The organism is Acinetobacter albensis (assembly GCF_900095025.1).
Lineage (GTDB): Bacteria > Pseudomonadota > Gammaproteobacteria > Pseudomonadales > Moraxellaceae > Acinetobacter > Acinetobacter albensis.
This window is the reverse complement of sequence record NZ_FMBK01000005.1, coordinates 14845-33101: the sequence shown is the minus strand read 5'-3', so window position 1 is coordinate 33101 and position 18257 is coordinate 14845. Positions and strand designations below refer to the sequence as shown.

Below are 18257 nucleotides of genomic sequence, written 5' to 3'. Positions count from 1 at the left end.
TCAATTTTCCTCAAAATTACGTTGGTGCAATTGATAATAAGCACCGTGCTGGGCAAGTAATTCTGCATGTGTACCTTGCTCAATAATTTCACCTTTATCCATAACCACAATACGATCAGCATTTTCAATGGTCGATAAACGATGAGCAATCACAATCGTGGTACGATCCTGCATAGCAGCATCAAAAGCTTGTTGAATAAAATACTCAGATTCATTATCCAGTGCACTGGTCGCTTCATCTAAAATTAAAATGGGCGCATTTTTCAAAATAGCACGTGCAATTGCAATTCGTTGGCGTTGTCCACCAGACAAGTTCAAACCCTGTGCACCTAATTGGGTATCATAGCCTTGCGGTAAAGCGAGAATGAAGTCATGCGCGTATGCCGCTTTTGCTGCTGCAATAACATCTTCATCAGGTGCATTTTCAAGTTGACCATAGGCAATATTTTCACGAACAGTTCGATTAAACAAAACAACTTGTTGGTTCACCATCGCAATTTGGGTGCGCAAGGTATTGATGTCCAAATCTTGAATATCGATTTGATCCAAATAAATATGTCCTGAACTGACTTCCTGAAAACGTACCAATAAATTAACTAAAGAGCTTTTACCAGCACCTGAACGTCCAACCAAGGCAACTGTTTCACCCGATTCCACCTTTAAATTAAAGTTATGAATTGCTTGATGACCATCTGCATAGGTCAGATTCACCTCTTTAAACTCAATATTCCCTTGTAAGACTGGCGTCAAAAGGCCTTGTTTTTTCTCTTCAGGTAAATCCAGCAATTCAAATACCGAATGAGCAGCAGCCATACCGCGTTGTAACTTTTCATTGACATCTGTCAAAGCCTTGATGGGCTTACTCAACATACCTGCTGCAGTAATATAGGCAACAAATTCACCAGCACTGGTATCACGTAAAATTTCTGGACGTAACGCGATCCAGATAATAATACCCATTGCAATCGACATAATAAATTGTACAACTGGGCTATTGAGCTGTTGTACCACCACCATTTTTAAACCACGTTTTAAATTTTCTAATGATTTATCTCGAAAACGTGTTTGTTCATAGGTTTGACCGCCAAAACCTTTTACAATTAAATGACCATTTACAGTTTCTTGTACCACGTGGTTCACATCACCCATGGTATCTTGAACTTGCAAAGACAATTTACGCATCCGCTTGGACGCTTGACGAACCAAAAGCCCCATGAAGGGTGCAAAAATAAGAATCACCAAGGTTAGACGCCAATTTGAATAAATCAGATATCCCAACAAACCGATCGCGATCAAACCTTGCTGTACAATCGTTTTGAGTGATTCTGATGAAGCAGCCGTAAGCTGTTCCACGTTGTACATAATTTTAGCTGTAATATGACCACTGGTATTATCTAAATAATACTGTGAAGGCAGTTTGAGTAATTTTGCAAATACTTCTTGGCGAATATTAAACACTAAATTTCGTGAAATGACAGCGGTGTAATAGCCCCCAATAAAGGAACCCACGCCACGAAAAAACATCAACAAAATAACTAAAAAAGGAAAGATAGAAGTAAAGCCCTGATCCCTATGCTGAATCGCAGTAATGATTTTTTCTAATAATTTTGCAATCGATACTTCTGTTGCAGCACTAATTGAAAACCCGATAAAAACCAATATTGCTACACCCCAAAAGGGTTTTAAATACCCCAACAGACGTGTATAGACTTTAAAATCTTGATTCACTCATAACCCCTAGACGGAACTTTAGTACTGATATTAATATTAACAAATCCTAATTGCCCTGCAACATCCATGACACGAATGACATCTTGATGGGTCGCTTTGGCATCTGCGGCAATCACAAACATTAAATCACGGCGTTCATTCGAAATCTGTTTAATTGCAGTATTTAAATCTGCTACATCTTTACTGGCAATAGATTGCCCATTAATTGAATAATGTCCTGAAGCATCGACTACCACTTCTACTTTTTGCTCAAACTGCTTGGGTGGAACACCTTGCGCATCAGGCAAAGTTAAATTCATACGACTAAATTGACTAAAAGTCGTCGACAGCAATAGAAATACCAAAATAAACAATAAACAATCAATCATAGGGGTGAGGTTAATATGAATATCTTCGACTTGTGTGCGTTTGAATTTCATATTGTGCCTTTACCCTGCTTTTCTCATGTCTTGCTCTTCATCTGTTAAATTTTGATAGAACAGTGCTGCATGAAATAAGGTCGACTGTTGTTCAAGCTCGGCAATATATTCTTGTACTAAGCGTTGAAAATAGCGATAAGCAAACAGAGCAGGAATAGCAATAAACATACCTGCAGCTGTGGTAATTAAGGCTTTTGAAATCCCAGGAATCATCATGGTTGGATTACTATTATTCCCTAAATCGATCACCAAGAAAGATTCAATAATCCCCAAAACCGTTCCTAGTAAGCCCAAAAGTGGCGCAACAGCACTTAATGTTCCCAAAAAATTAATATTTTTTTCAAGGTAACCAATTTCTTGAGATGCTGTACTTTCCATTTGAGCACGTGCAAATTGCTCATTGTGCTGTTTACTCTGAAATCCTGCTGCAAAAATACGGCCTAAAGTACTGTTTTTTAATGCTTGCTCTTGTTGTAATTTTTGAATAACTGTTTCTATATTCTGAGTAGAATTCAGCAACAAATTTTTTGGTAAAATCAGTGATTTTTTTAATCGAATAAAGCGTTCAAGCGTAATTGCAACGGTAAAAATTGAACACAATACAAGAGGCAGCATGAGCCACCCACCTGCCTTGACCAGTTCCCACATGTGTTATCCCCAATACATTTAAAATTATTCTGCAAAACAGATATTTAAAATACCATCCAACTCATCGAGTGAGTGATACTGAATCACCAGTTTGCCCTTGCCTTGCTTATTATGATCGATTTTAACATCTGCGCTAAAACGTTCAGCTAACCGCTGAGTCAACTGTTGGATATCTGGTGCGATATCCACTTTGTTTTTTTCTTGTTTTGGGGTATTTAAATCTCGAACCCATTGCTCTGTCTGACGTACTGATAAACTTTTTTCAATAACATATTCAGCAACTTTAAGTTGATCTTTAGCTTTTAATGTCAGTATTGCGCGTGCATGCCCCATATCCAGCAGACCTTGCTGCATAAAGTCTTTTACTTCTTCAGCCAAAGACAATAAGCGCAATAAGTTACTTACTGTCGTCCTTGCTTTCCCAACAGTATCCGCAATTTCTTGATGACTTAAACCAAATTCTTCATGAAAGCGTTGTAGTGCCATGGCTTGATCAATCGGATTTAAATCTTGGCGTTGAATATTTTCAATCAGTGCCAAAGCAATTGCAACCTGATCGGATAAATCACGCACAATGGCTGGAATTTCGGTTAAGCCAGCAAGCTGTGCAGCACGCCAGCGACGTTCACCCGCAATAATTTCGTAAGGGAATTTTTCATCATCAATTGGACGAATGACAATGGGTTGCATTACCCCATGTTTTTCAATGGATGCTGTCAGCTCTTGAAGTTCTGGCTCATGAATAAAGCGACGTGGCTGATATTCACCACGTTTCAGTAAATTTACATCTATTTGTTTTAATTGCCCATGATCCAAACCCTGAGCTTCCATTTGTAATTTTTCTTTTTGAATTGAACCCAGTAAGGCATCTAAACCACGACCTTTTGCTAATCCGCGTTTTTTTGTGGTCATGCTTTAATTCCTTTTTTTACTTTGCTTTTTTTTAACATTTCAGCCGCTAAATTTAAGTAAGCCACTGCACCTTTTGAACTTTTTTCAAAATAAATGATCGGCAACCCATGTGCTGGTGCTTCGGCTAATCGAACATTCCGCGGAATCACGGTGTCATACAATTTCTTGCCAAAATATTGCTCAAGCTCTTCTGAAACATCGCGTGTTAATGCATTACGCGCATCATACATCGTACGCAATACACCCACAATGTGCAGGTCAGGATTCAATGCTTGCTGAATGCGATCAATGGTTTGGGTTAAATCTGCTAGTCCTTCAAGTGCATAATATTCACATTGCATTGGAATAAGAACACTATGCACTGCTGCAAGTGCATTCACCGTAATTAAGCTCAAACTGGGTGCACAATCAACAATAATATAATCAAAAGCGTGTTCGATTTCTTTTAGTGCTTCTCGCAGAATAAATTCACGACCTTCTTGTTCGGCAATCGCAAGCTCAACCCCAGCTAAATCACGGTTCGCACCTAATACTTTATAACCGACTTCAGCTTTGCTGATTGCAGTTTCAATGGGCACTTCACCCAATAAAACATCAGTAACAGAGTATAAAAGATCATTTTTTTGGATACCAGAGCCCATAGTAGCATTTCCCTGTGAATCCATATCCACCAGTAAAACGCGCTTCTTTAAGACTGCTAACGATGCTGCCAAATTTACTGCGGTTGTGGTTTTACCAACACCACCTTTTTGGTTCGCAATCGCAATAATTTGTACCATGGTCACCCCAATTCTTTCAAAATAATTAAATATGTTTCAACAAAAGTAAATGACGTTGCTCATCTAGTCGTGGAACCTGTAAAGCAATAATTTCGCAGCTAAATTCTTGTTTAATGGCCGCAATCTCATCTTCAGGAACCAAACCTTTCATAGAAGCAATAATACTCTGTTCATGCATATATGGTTTCGAAGCAGCTACAAAATCAGTGAGTGAAGCAAAAGCACGACTGGTAATGACATCAAATTTCCCCAAATCATGGATACTGTCTTCATTTTCAACTCGGGTTTGCACTGCAATTACATTTTTTAATTTTAGATCTGCAATAAACTGTTTCAAAAAACGAATTTTCTTACCATTAGAGTCGAGCAAAACACATTCTCGCTCTGGTTGACACAGTGCAATGATCATGCCGGGCATACCACCACCCGTCCCAATATCGAGCAAACGTCCCTGAGGCAAGTCTTTTAAAATGCTTAAGCTATCCAGTAAATGCTTGACTAACATTTCCTTTGGATCACGAATTGCAGTCAAATTATAAGCTTTATTCCATAGCACCAAAGCATCTTGATATTTGAGAAGTAAATTTAAAGCCTCATCACTGAGTGCTAAACCCAAAGTCAGACTACCCTGCTTAAGCTCTTGAAAAAACGTATGCATATACAATAAATGCCCCGAAAAGTTAGGTGAAGTATACCGACTTATCTGCAAAGTCATAGTAGCGAGCGCTTAGTGAATATGCACTTAAACGCAGTTGTCTTGCTTAATTTGTTGATCTAATGCTTTTAATCTCTCTGGAGTGCCCACATCCACCCAAATTGCATTCATTTTTGAGGCAGAAACTTTTTGTTCAAGCATGACTTGTTTCAGCAATGGTGCGAGAGGACGCTTACCTTCATCTAAACCCATAAACATTTTAGGATGAATCACTGCAACACCACTATAGGTCAGCGCTTCACCTTGCTGTTGCTGGTCGAAAGTATAACCTCGCCCATGAGAAAGAATAAAATCACCCTGTGGATGTTGTACTGGGTTAGCGACAAAAACAAGATGCGCTAAATCACCTTCTAACTTCACATCCAATAAGGATGAAAAATCCATACTGGTCCAAACATCACCGTTGATCAAAATAAAAGGTGTGTCCCCTAACAAGGGTAAAGCACGAATAATGCCACCAGCAGTTTCTAGACCCTCACCTTCATGTGACCATAAAATATTGACTCCAAATTGTGAACCATCCCCCAAAGCTGTCGCAAGTTTTTCACCCAGCCAAGCAGTATTAATCACAATTTCAGTTACACCTATTTTTTTTAGTTTTTCAATATGCCAAACAATGAGTGGTTTATCTCCAACTTCTAGCAAAGGTTTTGGCGTATGTAAAGTTAAGGGGCGCATCCGATTGCCCATGCCTGCTGCTAAAATCATTGCTTTCATCAGGCCACAACCTCATACGCACCATATTTGGCTTCGAATTTAGGCATGACTTTATTCTGAAGGAATTGCATAAAAGGCTGGATTTCTGCATAAGGCTTACTTTCCTCAAGCAAATACCACATGACGCGCGGTAAATCTTTCAAATAACTAGTTTTTCCATCTCGCTCAAATAGACGCACAAAAATGCCTAAAATTTTGAGATGACGCTGAATGGCCATAAAGTCAGCATCACGTTTAAATTGCTCAAAGTCACGATCTTGTTTTGCCGCTTCTGGCAATAAATCATAAAAGACTTTAAACCAATGATAAACACGCTCTGCATTCCATTGCACATAAGCATCACGGGTAATTGAAATTAAATCATAAGTGTCTGCACCAATTACAGCATCTTGAAAATCAATCACGCCCAAATCAGTTTCAGATTCAATTTTCATCAAATTACGACTATGAAAATCTCGATGAACAATCACTTGTGGTTGTGCCAGTGCAGCATTGGCTAAAATAGCAAAACTACGTTTAATCAAAGCTTCTTCGTCTTGAGTTGGCTGAATATTGAGGGACGGTAACATCCACTCCGTCAACAATTCCATTTCAGAAATTAATTTCTCATAGGAATAGTTGGGAAAGTTTTTTGTGCCATCAATTGCCTGCAATTCAATTAATTGCTTAAAGCTTTGCGCATAATAATCATCTACCGAATCATTATTTAATAAAGTAGACAGCAAAATATCGCCAAAATCTTCAAGCAATAAAAAACCTTGTACTAAATCTTTGGCAACAATATGCGGTACACGGACACCATGTTGATCGAAAAACTGGTCAATCGTCACAAAAGGCCCACAATCTTCTTTTTCTGGTGGTGCATCCATAAGCATAAATGTTTTATTATTCAACTTGATTCGTGCGTAACGACGGAAACTTGCATCGCCTGGCAAAAAATTAATTTCAAATTGATCTGAATTAAGTACAGATGTAACCCATGTTTGTATCAATTGTTCACGTTGTGTATTCATTTGCGATAAATTCTAAAACAGGCTGAGTTTTTAAAGTACTAAGTGTAGCCACTTATAAACTTTTTCTCTATGATGCGAGAATAATTAATTGTGATTAAGCATACTTGGTTAATGAGACAAATGAAGCATCAGTTCAAATTTAATCCTCTAGCGACTGCTATTTTAACGCTTTTATGTGGCAGCTCGATTTCAAGCTATGCTGAGTCTACACTTCCAGCTTCGAATACCGACAACCAAAAAATGAAAGCCAGTATTCAGGAAGCTTATCCTGGACAACAGTTTTTTGAACAATACTATGTCGATAAATCTTCGCCAGAAGCACAGCAACGCCAAGCACACCATTTAAGCTCTGCCTATTGTCAAGGTGCTTGGGTCACCCCAATTAGTCCAGATATTAAAGCAGTGGAAGCATCCGAAGCCACTTCTGTTGTGACTGCAGATTATGGGCATTATGACCCCAATGGTGATTCTATTCTTGAAGGCAATGTTTTGATTGACCAACAAGGTCGTCAAATTCGTGCTGATAAAATCACCATCGATAAGTCTCAAACTTTTGCCAATGCAGAAGGTCGAGTGCAAATGGCTCAAGCGGGCTTACTCGCCCAAAGCGATCAAATTAATTACAATTTAAAAACACAACAAGGCGATTTGAACAACAGCTACTATATTTCTGAAGAACAACATGCACATGGTCGTGCAGAAAAGATATCTCGCACTTCTGACAATATTGTCGTCATGAACAATGCTACGTATAGCACCTGTCCACCTGACGAAAAGCCAACGTGGAAAATTCAAGCAGATAAGATTACCTTAAATCAGGAAACAGGTCGTGGTGAAACGACTGGAACCAAACTTTATGTGAAAGATGTTCCCGTTCTGGCTGTGCCTTATTTTAATTTCCCGATAGATGACCGTCGCACGACCGGTATTTTGACGCCAAGCTTTGGTTTCACCAATGATGGTGGCGTCGAACTTGCAGTTCCTGTTTACTTAAATTTAGCTCCTCATTACGATGCAACCGTTACACCACGCTATATTGCAGATCGTGGCGCGATGCTAGAAGGTGAATTTCGTTATTTAACCGAGAGTTTCGGCTCAGGTATGCTTTGGGGTGGCTATTTAGCTTCAGATGATAAATATGACGGTCAAGATCGTAAAGAATTACATGTATTACACAATTGGCAAATTAACGATCAATTCTCGACCAACCTAGATTATAACTACGCGTCTGATAAAGATTATTTTGCCGATTTAAATAACAACCCTAACTCTAAAACAGATTTAAATTTAAGACGAGCATGGGAACTTAATTACAAAAATGGTGTTCCCGGTCTAAAAGCACAGTTAAAAGTTGAAGACTTTCAAACGCTAGATAAAACTGTAAGCGATGAAGACCGACCATATGCACGTTTACCGCAATTTTTATTAAATTATAAAACGGGCAATCCACTCGGTTTACAGTACGAATTTAATAACGACACAGCCTACTTTAAAAAAGATATCAATGATTATACCAGTGGCACAAGCACTACGTTTGAGCCAAGTGGTACGCGTATCTACAATGATTTTGCTGTTCGATACAACTATCGAAACCCTTGGTCTTTCGTCATTCCAGAAGTATCTATTCGTAACGTAAATACGTTCTATGATAAAGATACTGTAGATGCACTCAATCAAAACACTAATTCATCTAACGAAACACAATCGGTGACTGTGCCACAGTTTACTTTAGATGCAGGTTTAACTTTTGAAAAAGATGGAAAATACCTTCAAACATTAACGCCTCGTGCTTTTTATGCTTACGCTCCATATAAAAATCAAGAAGGTCATCCAAATTTTGATTCTGCTACCGCGTCTATCAATTATGACCAGTTGTTTAGTCCACGTCGTTTTTACGGACATGACCGCTTAGAAGACAATAACTTTTTATCTTTAGGTTTAAGTTATAGTTTATTTGATGAAATTGGTTTAGAACGCCTTAAAACCAGTATTGGCCAAAGTTTCTTTTTCGATGAGCGACGTGTAAGCCTAGAAAACGAAACGGATAATTTTGATACTGAAGATCATACAGGGCCAGTCATCAGTTTATCGAGCCAACTTTCACAAAACTTTACCATCGGTGCAAATTCTGCATGGCAGTCGGATGGTGAAAATGCCCAACGTGATTTGCAGCTTTACTATACGGGAGATCAGGGCAATCTTTACAATGTCGGATACTTCTATCGTAAAGATATTCCTAATCGACAAAATCAGTACGATCAAGTGGTGGCCTCTTTCATTCAGCCTATTGCCAATAACTGGCGAATTATGGGTCATGCGCAATATGACATTGATAACAATGTCGCTCGAGAATATTTATTGGGCGTCAATTATGAATCTTGCTGCTGGGGCATTTCAGTCTATGGACGCTCATACTACAACGATTTAGACAACGTAAATGATGAAGGCGTAAGCGCAAAACGTGCCATCATGGCAGAAATTAGTCTGAAAGGTTTAGGCGGTTTCAATAATAAACTTTCATCATTACTAGAAAATCGTATTCTAGGTTTTAATAAAATTAATCAATCTTGGACGCAACGTTAATGAAGACACTACCGTTAAAACATTTTTTTAAAGCGACTGCATTGGCTTTAGCTCTCTCTTCATCAATGTCTTTATTTGCACAGCCTACAGACCAAGTTGTGGCTGTGGTTGATAATAGTATTATTTTAAAAAGTGATTTAGACCAAAGTATTGCAGAAATAAAGCATCAGCTCGAAGCACAAAAAAAGACCGTTCCACCTGCGCAATATTTGCAACAACAAGCACTTGATCAGTTAATTCTTCGTCAAGCACAACTTGAGCAAGTCAAACGCTACAATATCAAACCAAATGAAAAAGAATTGAACGAAGCGGTGCTTAAAGTCGCAGCCCAATCTGGTAGCAAGAGCTTAGAAGCTTTTCAGCAAAAATTGGATGCGATTGCACCGAATACTTACGAATCTTTGCGCAACCGAATTGGTGAAGATTTAGCGGTGAATCGCTTACGTCAACAAATGGTGATGTCACGAATTAAAATTAGTGACCAAGATATCGAAAATTTCTTAAAAACACCGCAAGGACAAGCTGCGCTCGGCAATCAAGTTCATGTATTACATGTCCGAATTTCAGGTAAACAAGACGTAGAAAAAGTAGCCAAAGAAGTTCAAGCAGCATTAAAAGAAAGTAATGATATTGCGTCAATTGACAAGAAATTTACCAGTGCTAATGTAAAAGTTGAAAGTGCAGATATGGGTTTCCGTAACTTATCAGAAATTCCGAGTGAACTTGCAGCACGTGTTAGTCCTTTACAAACTGGACAAATTACAGATTTGATTACTGTGAGCGATGGCATACATATTTTAAAATTATTAGAACGTAAAGGTGCAGAACAAAAAGCACTAGTGCCACAATATCAGGTGCGTCATATTTTAATCCAACCGTCAGAAGTCGTGAGCCCTGAAAATGCAAAACAACAAATTGACAGCATATATAATCGCTTAAAAGCAGGTGAAGATTTTGCAGTCCTTGCCTCTACTTTTTCCAATGATCCTGGCTCTGCTCGTGATGGGGGAAGTTTAGGTTGGGTAAATCCAGGAGTTATGGTGCCTGAATTTGAAACAAAAATGAAAAGCACTCCCGTAGGGCAAATGAGCGCTCCTTTCCAGAGTCAATTTGGTTGGCATATTCTTCAAGTGACTGATACACGTCAACAAGATATGACACGCGAATATCAAGAACGTATGGCACGTCAGATTCTAGGTGAACGTCAATTTGATGCTGAACTGGACAGTTGGTTACGTGAAATTCGCAGTAACGCTTTTGTTGAAATTAAAGACCCTTCAATGGATCGCAAACAGAACAAATAATTTAATTAAGTTACTACAGTTAATAACAGACCAATACATCATGTAAGGCCAGTCAATTGATAAATTGACTGGCCTTTTAGTCAGGTCTATCAATAGTAGATTTAATCGGTAAAATGCTACTTTCAACCCACTCCTAAAATGAGTTATTTATTACAATTGTTGAGTACATTCAGTTAAATAATTTATTTTCTAACACAACTTTTTAAGAAAAAAACCACATTATAAGTATATTTAATTTGATACTAATTTATGAAATAAACCACAGCAAATATTAAAGAAAATATCTAAATTCACTTTAAAAAGAATAAGACTTTATAGTGAATTTAAAACCACAGAAATTGATCCAATTTTAAACCATCAAATTATTATTCATCATTGTGTTGGTTTTTGTAGGTTCAGAAAGTTTTCAAAAAATATTTGAATTATACGAATGTGATTACACACAAAATTATAGCGACTTAAACCTTAGTGATTATTTCTACTCATACATAAAATGCTAAAGAAAAAACCTCTCACGAAGAGAGGTTTTTTAACGATTAACGATTAACGATTAACGATTAACGATTATTTTCGTCATCTTGTGAATCTTCAAATTTAGTTTCACCATCAAAACCAGTATTAGACTGACCACCAAAGCCGCCTGGTGCACCACCAAAGCCACCTTGACCGCCAAAACCGCCACCCTGACCGCCAAAACCACCTTGTGAACCACCAAAGCCACCTTGACCGCCAAAACCGCCACCTTGACCACCAAAGCCACCTTGTGAACCACCACCAAAGCCACCTTGACCGCCAAAACCACCACCTTGACCACCGAAGCCGCCTGGTTGCGTACCTTGTTGACCACTGAAACCACCAGCAGCACCTTGAGTACCAGCAGGAGCACCAGCAGGACGTGGATTACGTGCAGGAACTACGGTAGAGATCGCATGTTTATAAACCATTTGGCTTACAGTGTTTTTCAGCAAAACAACATACTGGTCAAAAGATTCAATATGACCTTGTAATTTAATACCGTTCACTAGGAAGATAGAAACAGGAATACGTTCCTTACGAAGAGAATTCAAGAATGGATCTTGTAAAGTTTGACCTTTAGACATGTGATAACTCCAAAAAATTTTAAAAAATCAGCGCAAAAACTATCTTTATTTCTCAATTAAAAATTATAAAAAAGATAGGTAGTAAATTTTGCTTTATCCGTAACAGTTTCGCAAGTCTTCTTGAGCTTGCTTGATTGTTAAATATGTTTTAAATTTATGCGATTCTTGCAAAGATCTTAACCAAGTATATTGACGTTTTGCAAGTTGTCGTGTCGCAAATAATGACTTATCCTCCATTTCTTGTTGTTTTTTATGACTTTGGTCACTTTTTTGTATAAATTCTAAAGCCTGACGATATCCGACTGAACGCATAGAAGGTAAATTTTCACTTAAATCGTATTTAACAATTAAAGATTCAACTTCATTTAAAAATCCGATATCCCACATAATTTTTAGACGTTTTTCAATACGTTCATGTAATTCTACCCGATCTGGCAACAATGCATGATTATGAAAATTGTACCTGTATGGTATATTTTTCGGTTGTTCAGCTTGTAGTTTTGTAATGGGTTGACCTGTCAATTTAAAGACTTCTAAAGCACGAATAATCCGCTGCTTATCAGTGACCTTAAATTTCTCAGCCGCCAAACAATCTACCGCACATAATTCTGCATAAACAGCTTCCCACCCTTGTTGATGGGCTTTCTCTTCAATCTCTGCGCGGACAGCCGCGTCAGCACTCGGCAAATTGCTCGATAAACCTTCGAGTAATGCTTTAAAATACAACATGGTTCCCCCAACCAAAATTGGGGTTTTACCACGTAGATGTATATCATCAATCAGCACACACGCATCTTCAACAAATTGAGCAGCCGAATAAGTTTCTAACGGCGTAATAATATCAATCAGACGATGCGGATAAAGCGCCTGCTCGTCTTTACTGGGTTTGGCGGTACCAATATCCATATCCAGATAAACCAGCGCAGAATCGACGGAAATTAGTTCAAATCCGCCTTGCTCATAAAGCTCACATGCCAAAGCAGTTTTACCACTTGCTGTGGGTCCCATTAAATTGATGACCGGCAATTGATTAGACATGTAAAACTACTCTCCTCGAGCAAAAAGTTTATCTAATTGGGACAATGGAAAAGCACGCCAAGTTGGACGACCATGATTACATTGACTGGCAAATTCAGTTTGTTCCATTTGACGGAGTAATGCATTCATTTCAGAAAGACTGAGCATTCGGTGAGCACGTACCGCACCATGACAGGCCATACCTGCTAAAATTTGGTCGCGCTTTTGCAGCAACCCTTGTGCTTCATCATTTGGATCTAAATCATTCAACAATTCAGGTACCAATGCGTCAAAATTAGCTTTATGTAAAATGGCAGGTACACCTCGAACAATGACTTGTTCATCGCCATATTGGTCAATCTCGAGCCCTAAACGCATCAATTGATCTTTCAGCTCATCCACGCGCATCGCTTGCATCCGTGTAATCGTAATAACTTTGGGAATGAGCAATTGTTGTGAAGTCCAAAATTCAGGTTTATCCCATGCAGATTTCATTTGCTGTAAGACAATACGTTCATGCGCTGCATGCATATCGACCATAATAAGGCCTTCAGTATTTTGCGCCAAAATATAAATCCCATGAAGCTGTGCAATTGCAATCCCCAAAGGATGCTCATCCACATGCACAGACCCACTTTGCTCAAACTGCTTTAACTCAGCACCTGCTTCATCAGAATGATGAGCTGCACGTAATGGCGCCAGATAGCTTTGCAATGCATTATTCAATTGCTGTGAACCACTATGGGACGTTTGTGTCTGCATGGAATACTGCACAACTTGAGGACTACTGGCATTAAAATCGTTTAACAACTCGTTCGAAGGTTCAGTTGGCACATTCATCTGAACCTTTTCAACAGAACGGTGCAATTGAAATTGTTCTTGATAACGAGGATGCTGTGCCTGCAAATTATTCGACAGTTGATCCTCTGGTTTCATAGCCTGAGCTAAATCTGCACTGGCTGTTTGAAACTGAGATAAGGTGTTCTTGGCATAATGACGCACAAATTCATGCACTTCACGCTGATTTAAAAATCGGATTTCATGTTTAGTCGGATGGACATTAACATCAATATTTTCTGGATCAACTTCTAAAAATAGCAAATAGGCTGCATGTTGATGACCATGTAAAATTCCTTCATACGCCATGCGCAAAGCATGGGAAATGGTTTTATCTTTTACAATTCGCCCATTCACATAAACATATTGTAAATCTGCTTGTGAACGCGCATCGGATGGATGCCCTAACCAGCCAGATAAGCGCATGCTAATACTGTCTGCATCTATCCAATAGGCATTTTCACTAAACTGTCGACCCAACAATTGCTGCACACGCTGAAAACGCAGCTCGCCACTGTCCGCAATCGGTAAATTCAGACGAATATTATGGTTATGTTCCAACACAAAACGAATATCAAAATGTGTCAACGCCAAACGACGTACGATTTCTTCTATATGGCCAAATTCTGTACTTGGTTTTTTTAAAAATTTACGCCGTGCAGGCACGTTAAAAAATAAATCCTGCACACGAATATGGGTTCCTCTTGCCGATGCTACTGCCTGAATTTCTTGATGATCAAAAGCAGTTCCATTGACTTCGACCTGATAGCCAATGCCTTCTTCATTTTGACTACTGATCAAAGTTAAACGCGAAACGGCAGCTATTGAGGCTAATGCCTCACCTCTAAAACCCAAACTAACAATGGCATGTAAGTCATCAGCTGTTTGAATTTTACTGGTCGCGTGACGCATAACAGCGAGTGCTAAATCTTCTGAGTGAATGCCACGCCCATTATCCATAATTTCAATTAAAGTGCTGCCGCCTTGCTCAACTCGAACGATCAGTTCCGTCGCGCCTGCATCAATCGCATTTTCTAATAACTCTTTGACTACAGAAGCTGGACGTTCAATCACCTCACCCGCAGCAATTTGGTTTGCCAGCGCAGGATTTAGCGCGAGAATACGACGTTGACTTAAATCATCAGGCATTGTTTTATTGACTCTCTAAGGCATGTTTTAATTCTTCCGATGAAAAACTTAAAGTAGCAACACGTGACAGTTGATCTTCAGATTTTTCAAGATGAATAATGAGGTCTGCTTGTGGAATCTCATCGCCACCTTTTGATGGCCATTCGAATAAAAAGAGTGCCTTTGGTGTATCTAAATAATCACGAATGCCCATTAGTTCTAATTCATAAGGATCATTTAAGCGATATAAATCAAAATGAAAAATATCTTTTCCCTGAATATTGTAGGGTTCAACCAAAGTATAAGTTGGACTTTTCACCGCACCCTGATGCCCTAAAGCGTGTAAAAAATAACGACTCAGTGTGGTTTTTCCAGCACCTAAGTCTCCCACCAAATACACGACTCCAATCGTAAAATGCTGTGCCAAAACCTGTGCTAAATTTTGGGTAGCGTCTTCATTGTTTAAAGCTAAAGTAAATGAATACTGCATTTTATTCACGACAAGATTCAAAAGAACAATTATGATAGCACCACGCTGCTTTAATGCCCATGCTCCGACAGTCAAATGTGCATATTTTGCTACATTTGATCGCAAATTTTATTGATCTACCACGATGTAATCCATGACCAAAACTGAATTTATTCCACCCACCATGAACGGGGTGAGCGCCAGCAAAGTATTCCTTCCGACATGCTCTCCTTTACCAAAAAGTGTCTATGAATATCTTTGTCACAAATTTCCACATATTGCTTTAACTGAGTGGCAGCAGCGCTTCTCTGAGGGTTTGATTTTTGATACAACGGGTCATATTTTAAATCTTGAATCAGACTATATACAAAATAGTCATATTTTTTATTATCGCTTTTTGCCACACGAAACTCATGTTCCTTTTGAGCACAAAATTTTGTTCGAAAATGAACATTTATTGGTGGTCGATAAACCCCATTTTTTAACCATGAGTCCAACAGGAAAATATGTTCAACAGACCTTGTTGGTTCGTTTAAAACAACAAACTGGAAATGATGTTTTAACTCCAATTCATCGTCTTGATCGTGAAACGGCAGGCGTGGTTTTATTTTCAAAACAAGCATGTAGCCGAGCTATTTATCAAGAAATGTTTGCAAAACGTGAAGTGAAAAAAACCTATCATGCTATTGCGCCTTATCATTCAGATGTCATATTTCCATGTAATGTATGTTTAAGAATGGAAAAAGGTGAACCGTTCTATACCATGCAAGTGGTTGCTGGAACTGTAAATAGTGAAACCGAAATTGATTTACTCGAACACAATACCGTTTGGGGTAAATATCAACTGCAACCGATTACAGGAAAGCAGCATCAATTGCGAGTCCATTTAAACCATTTACGGCTCCCTATTAAAAATGACCCCTTTTATCCTGTCGTCGAACACAAGTTAGAAAATGATTTCTCTTCACCACTTCAACTTTTAGCCAAACACATTCGTTTTATTGACCCTATCAGCTTGAATGAAATGTCTTTTTCATCTCATTTTGACTTGACGTTGTAATATGCTTGTCATTACAAAATATTTTAGAAAATGTGATGTATGAACATTGAAATTCAATTCGATTCGATTAGAATAAATGCTGAAAAGTTAAGTAATTAGATGCCTTTAAAATCATGAGAAAAACAGAAGTTTATCAAATCAGACTTGACTCCCAAGAAAAAAAACATGCTTTTGCTGTTTTTAAACAATTGGGGATTACACCTGCCCAAGCAGTGCGACTTTTTTTCAAGCAAGTGGTTCTCACCAAATCTATCCCATTTTCTATTGAAAATCAGAGTATTAATTTAGAACAACTCATTAAACTTCGTAAACTCAAGCAACAAAACCCAGTTCATGGTGATTTAGAATCTTCTATTTCTACTGAACAAGAATTAAATTTAGAGGATGATGATCATTTAGATTTATTTGAAGAACTGAATGCAATTTTGGGTGAGAGTGACAAAACTTAACAGTGTTGCATTTACAAACAAAATTTAGAAAAAATTTGATAAAAATTTAGGTATGCTTCATGCCAATACAATAAAAAAGCATGGAGTAAAAGTATGATCGTTAGACGTGCGACTTTAGAAGATTTACAACCACTTGCTGTTTTATTTGATGAATATCGACAGTTTTATGGGGCATCCTCAAATTTAGAACTTTCTTATCAATTTTTAAAACAACGATTTCTAAACCAAGAAAGTGTTATTTTTGTTCATGTAAAAGATGATATTTTCACTGGCTTTGTATTGTTATATATGGGTTTTTCATCTGTTGCCTGTTCTATTTATTATATTTTGGATGATGTGTATGTTACGCCAATTTATCGTCGTCAAGGTTCTGCAAAACAATTGATTGATACTGCTATTTTATTTGCACGGCATGAAAACGCGCAACGTATTAGCCTAGAAACACAAAAAAATAATTATCATTCCCATCAGCTCTATGAACAAATGGGATTTGTTAAAGATAATGAATTTCAGACTTATCACTGTTTTCTTAAGTAGTCATGCGGGTTTTCGCTAATTCAACTTGTTCAGCATTTAGATATATCCATTTGCCTTGCTCTAATTCTGGCAGGGTTAAAGCGCCAATTTGTTGACGCTGTAATCGTTCAACTTTATTGCCTACAGCAGCAAGCATTCGCTTAACTTGATGGTAAACACCTTGATGAATGGTCATCTGTAATTCATTTTCTGCAAGTTGAACAATACTTGTGGCTGCAAAAACGCCAGATTCATTGTGCAATTCAACACCCTGTTGTAATTGTAAAATTTGCTGCTCGGTCACAGGATCAACCGTTTGCATCCGATAAACCTTCGCCACATGCTTTTTCGGATGCGTTAAAGCTTGTAAAAACTGACCATCATCAGTGAGCAATAAAAGCCCACTGGTATCTTGATCCAAACGTCCAACACATTGCAAACCACGATTCCTTAACACATCATTAAAAAAATCAAATACACTAAAATGATGGGTAGCTTGATGAGAACATTCATAACCTTGTGGTTTATTTAAAGCAATATAGACCTTTTCACGATACTCAAAATGTTTATCATAGACAGAAAAACTCAAATTATTTAAATCAAGTTTATGCTTAGGTTGATCAATTTTTTCTCCCTCAATCGAGACCGCTCCATTTTTAATCAGTTGTTGACAATGTTTACGCGAACCAAAACCTTGTGATTGCAACATTCTTTCCAAAAACATAATTTGGTCCTTCATTTTCTCAATAAAAGCATTCTATACGGAAATGGATAATATTTTAATAATCCACTATTTTTAATCATCAATTAAAGCTTAAAACCCGCTACAATAAGCTTTGTTTTGTTATCTCTCCCCCAAA

The 18257-nt window shown here is 38.1% G+C and carries 18 protein-coding genes; 5 read left to right on the top strand and 13 right to left on the bottom strand.

Features of this window, described 5'->3' with window-relative positions; all coding sequences use genetic code 11:
- The 8 genes from msbA to GA0116959_RS04850 all read right to left on the bottom strand — a co-directional run bounded on the left by msbA (position 1) and on the right by GA0116959_RS04850 (position 6934).
- Positions 1 to 1728, bottom strand: a complete 1728-nt coding sequence (msbA, locus tag GA0116959_RS04885; protein WP_092718915.1) for a lipid A export permease/ATP-binding protein MsbA — start codon at positions 1726 to 1728, stop codon at positions 1 to 3.
- Positions 1725 to 2150, bottom strand: a complete 426-nt coding sequence (locus GA0116959_RS04880; RefSeq protein ID WP_053578079.1) for an ExbD/TolR family protein — start codon at positions 2148 to 2150, stop codon at positions 1725 to 1727. The genes msbA and GA0116959_RS04880 overlap by 4 nt, the downstream gene beginning before the upstream one ends.
- A gap of 9 nt (positions 2151 to 2159) precedes the next feature.
- Complete coding sequence (locus GA0116959_RS04875) at positions 2160 to 2798, bottom strand: MotA/TolQ/ExbB proton channel family protein (protein WP_053578080.1); 639 nt, start codon at positions 2796 to 2798, stop codon at positions 2160 to 2162.
- Between the two features lie 24 nt (positions 2799 to 2822).
- Positions 2823 to 3710, bottom strand: coding sequence for a ParB/RepB/Spo0J family partition protein (locus GA0116959_RS04870; RefSeq protein ID WP_092718912.1), 888 nt, complete (start codon positions 3708 to 3710; stop codon positions 2823 to 2825).
- Positions 3707 to 4489 (bottom strand): ParA family protein, encoded by a 783-nt coding sequence (locus GA0116959_RS04865; protein WP_053578082.1) that lies wholly within the window; start codon positions 4487 to 4489, stop codon positions 3707 to 3709. The genes GA0116959_RS04870 and GA0116959_RS04865 overlap by 4 nt, the downstream gene beginning before the upstream one ends.
- A 25-nt stretch (positions 4490 to 4514) precedes the next feature.
- The gene (gene rsmG, locus GA0116959_RS04860; RefSeq protein ID WP_092718909.1) at positions 4515 to 5147 is read right to left on the bottom strand and encodes a 16S rRNA (guanine(527)-N(7))-methyltransferase RsmG; all 633 of its coding nucleotides are present in this window, start codon (positions 5145 to 5147) and stop codon (positions 4515 to 4517) included.
- A gap of 84 nt (positions 5148 to 5231) precedes the next feature.
- Positions 5232 to 5921 (bottom strand): N-acetylmuramate alpha-1-phosphate uridylyltransferase MurU, encoded by a 690-nt coding sequence (gene murU, locus GA0116959_RS04855; protein ID WP_092718907.1) that lies wholly within the window; start codon positions 5919 to 5921, stop codon positions 5232 to 5234.
- A complete protein-coding gene (locus tag GA0116959_RS04850) occupies positions 5921 to 6934 on the bottom strand; it encodes an aminoglycoside phosphotransferase family protein (RefSeq protein ID WP_092718903.1) in 1014 nt (337 codons plus the stop codon). The genes murU and GA0116959_RS04850 overlap by 1 nt, the downstream gene beginning before the upstream one ends.
- Positions 6935 to 7054: 120 nt before the next feature.
- On the opposite strand from GA0116959_RS04850, the gene GA0116959_RS04845 reads away from it, so the two are divergent.
- Positions 7055 to 9517, top strand: coding sequence for an LPS-assembly protein LptD (locus GA0116959_RS04845; RefSeq protein ID WP_092718901.1), 2463 nt, complete (start codon positions 7055 to 7057; stop codon positions 9515 to 9517).
- Positions 9517 to 10821 (top strand): peptidylprolyl isomerase, encoded by a 1305-nt coding sequence (locus GA0116959_RS04840; RefSeq protein ID WP_092718899.1) that lies wholly within the window; start codon positions 9517 to 9519, stop codon positions 10819 to 10821. The genes GA0116959_RS04845 and GA0116959_RS04840 overlap by 1 nt, the downstream gene beginning before the upstream one ends.
- A gap of 557 nt (positions 10822 to 11378) precedes the next feature.
- Here GA0116959_RS04840 and hfq read toward each other — a convergent pair.
- The 4 genes from hfq to tsaE form a co-directional block, all read right to left on the bottom strand.
- Positions 11379 to 11921, bottom strand: coding sequence for an RNA chaperone Hfq (hfq, locus tag GA0116959_RS04835; RefSeq protein ID WP_092718896.1), 543 nt, complete (start codon positions 11919 to 11921; stop codon positions 11379 to 11381).
- Between the two features lie 93 nt (positions 11922 to 12014).
- The gene (gene miaA / locus GA0116959_RS04830; protein ID WP_092718894.1) at positions 12015 to 12959 is read right to left on the bottom strand and encodes a tRNA (adenosine(37)-N6)-dimethylallyltransferase MiaA; all 945 of its coding nucleotides are present in this window, start codon (positions 12957 to 12959) and stop codon (positions 12015 to 12017) included.
- A gap of 6 nt (positions 12960 to 12965) precedes the next feature.
- Positions 12966 to 14924 carry a DNA mismatch repair endonuclease MutL gene (gene mutL / locus GA0116959_RS04825; RefSeq protein WP_092718891.1) on the bottom strand — a complete coding sequence of 653 codons (1959 nt, stop codon included), beginning with the start codon at positions 14922 to 14924 and terminating at the stop codon, positions 12966 to 12968.
- Positions 14925 to 14928: 4 nt separating this feature from the next.
- Positions 14929 to 15393, bottom strand: a complete 465-nt coding sequence (gene tsaE / locus GA0116959_RS04820; protein WP_092719279.1) for a tRNA (adenosine(37)-N6)-threonylcarbamoyltransferase complex ATPase subunit type 1 TsaE — start codon at positions 15391 to 15393, stop codon at positions 14929 to 14931.
- 133 nt (positions 15394 to 15526) lie between these two features.
- On the opposite strand from tsaE, the gene GA0116959_RS04815 reads away from it, so the two are divergent.
- From GA0116959_RS04815 to GA0116959_RS04805, 3 genes are all read left to right on the top strand, one after another.
- Entirely contained in the window at positions 15527 to 16432 is a 906-nt protein-coding gene (locus tag GA0116959_RS04815; RefSeq protein ID WP_092718890.1) for a pseudouridine synthase, read from the top strand.
- 113 nt (positions 16433 to 16545) lie between these two features.
- Positions 16546 to 16881: a type II toxin-antitoxin system RelB/DinJ family antitoxin gene (locus GA0116959_RS04810; protein WP_053578092.1), complete on the top strand. Its 336-nt coding sequence runs from the start codon at positions 16546 to 16548 to the stop codon at positions 16879 to 16881.
- Between the two features lie 93 nt (positions 16882 to 16974).
- Complete coding sequence (locus GA0116959_RS04805; protein ID WP_053578093.1) at positions 16975 to 17418, top strand: GNAT family N-acetyltransferase; 444 nt, start codon at positions 16975 to 16977, stop codon at positions 17416 to 17418.
- Here the strand turns inward: GA0116959_RS04805 and GA0116959_RS04800 are convergent.
- The gene (locus tag GA0116959_RS04800) at positions 17411 to 18121 is read right to left on the bottom strand and encodes a pseudouridine synthase (RefSeq protein WP_092718887.1); all 711 of its coding nucleotides are present in this window, start codon (positions 18119 to 18121) and stop codon (positions 17411 to 17413) included. The two genes, GA0116959_RS04805 and GA0116959_RS04800, sit on opposite strands and share 8 nt — an antisense overlap.
- Positions 18122 to 18257: the final 136 nt, after the last annotated feature.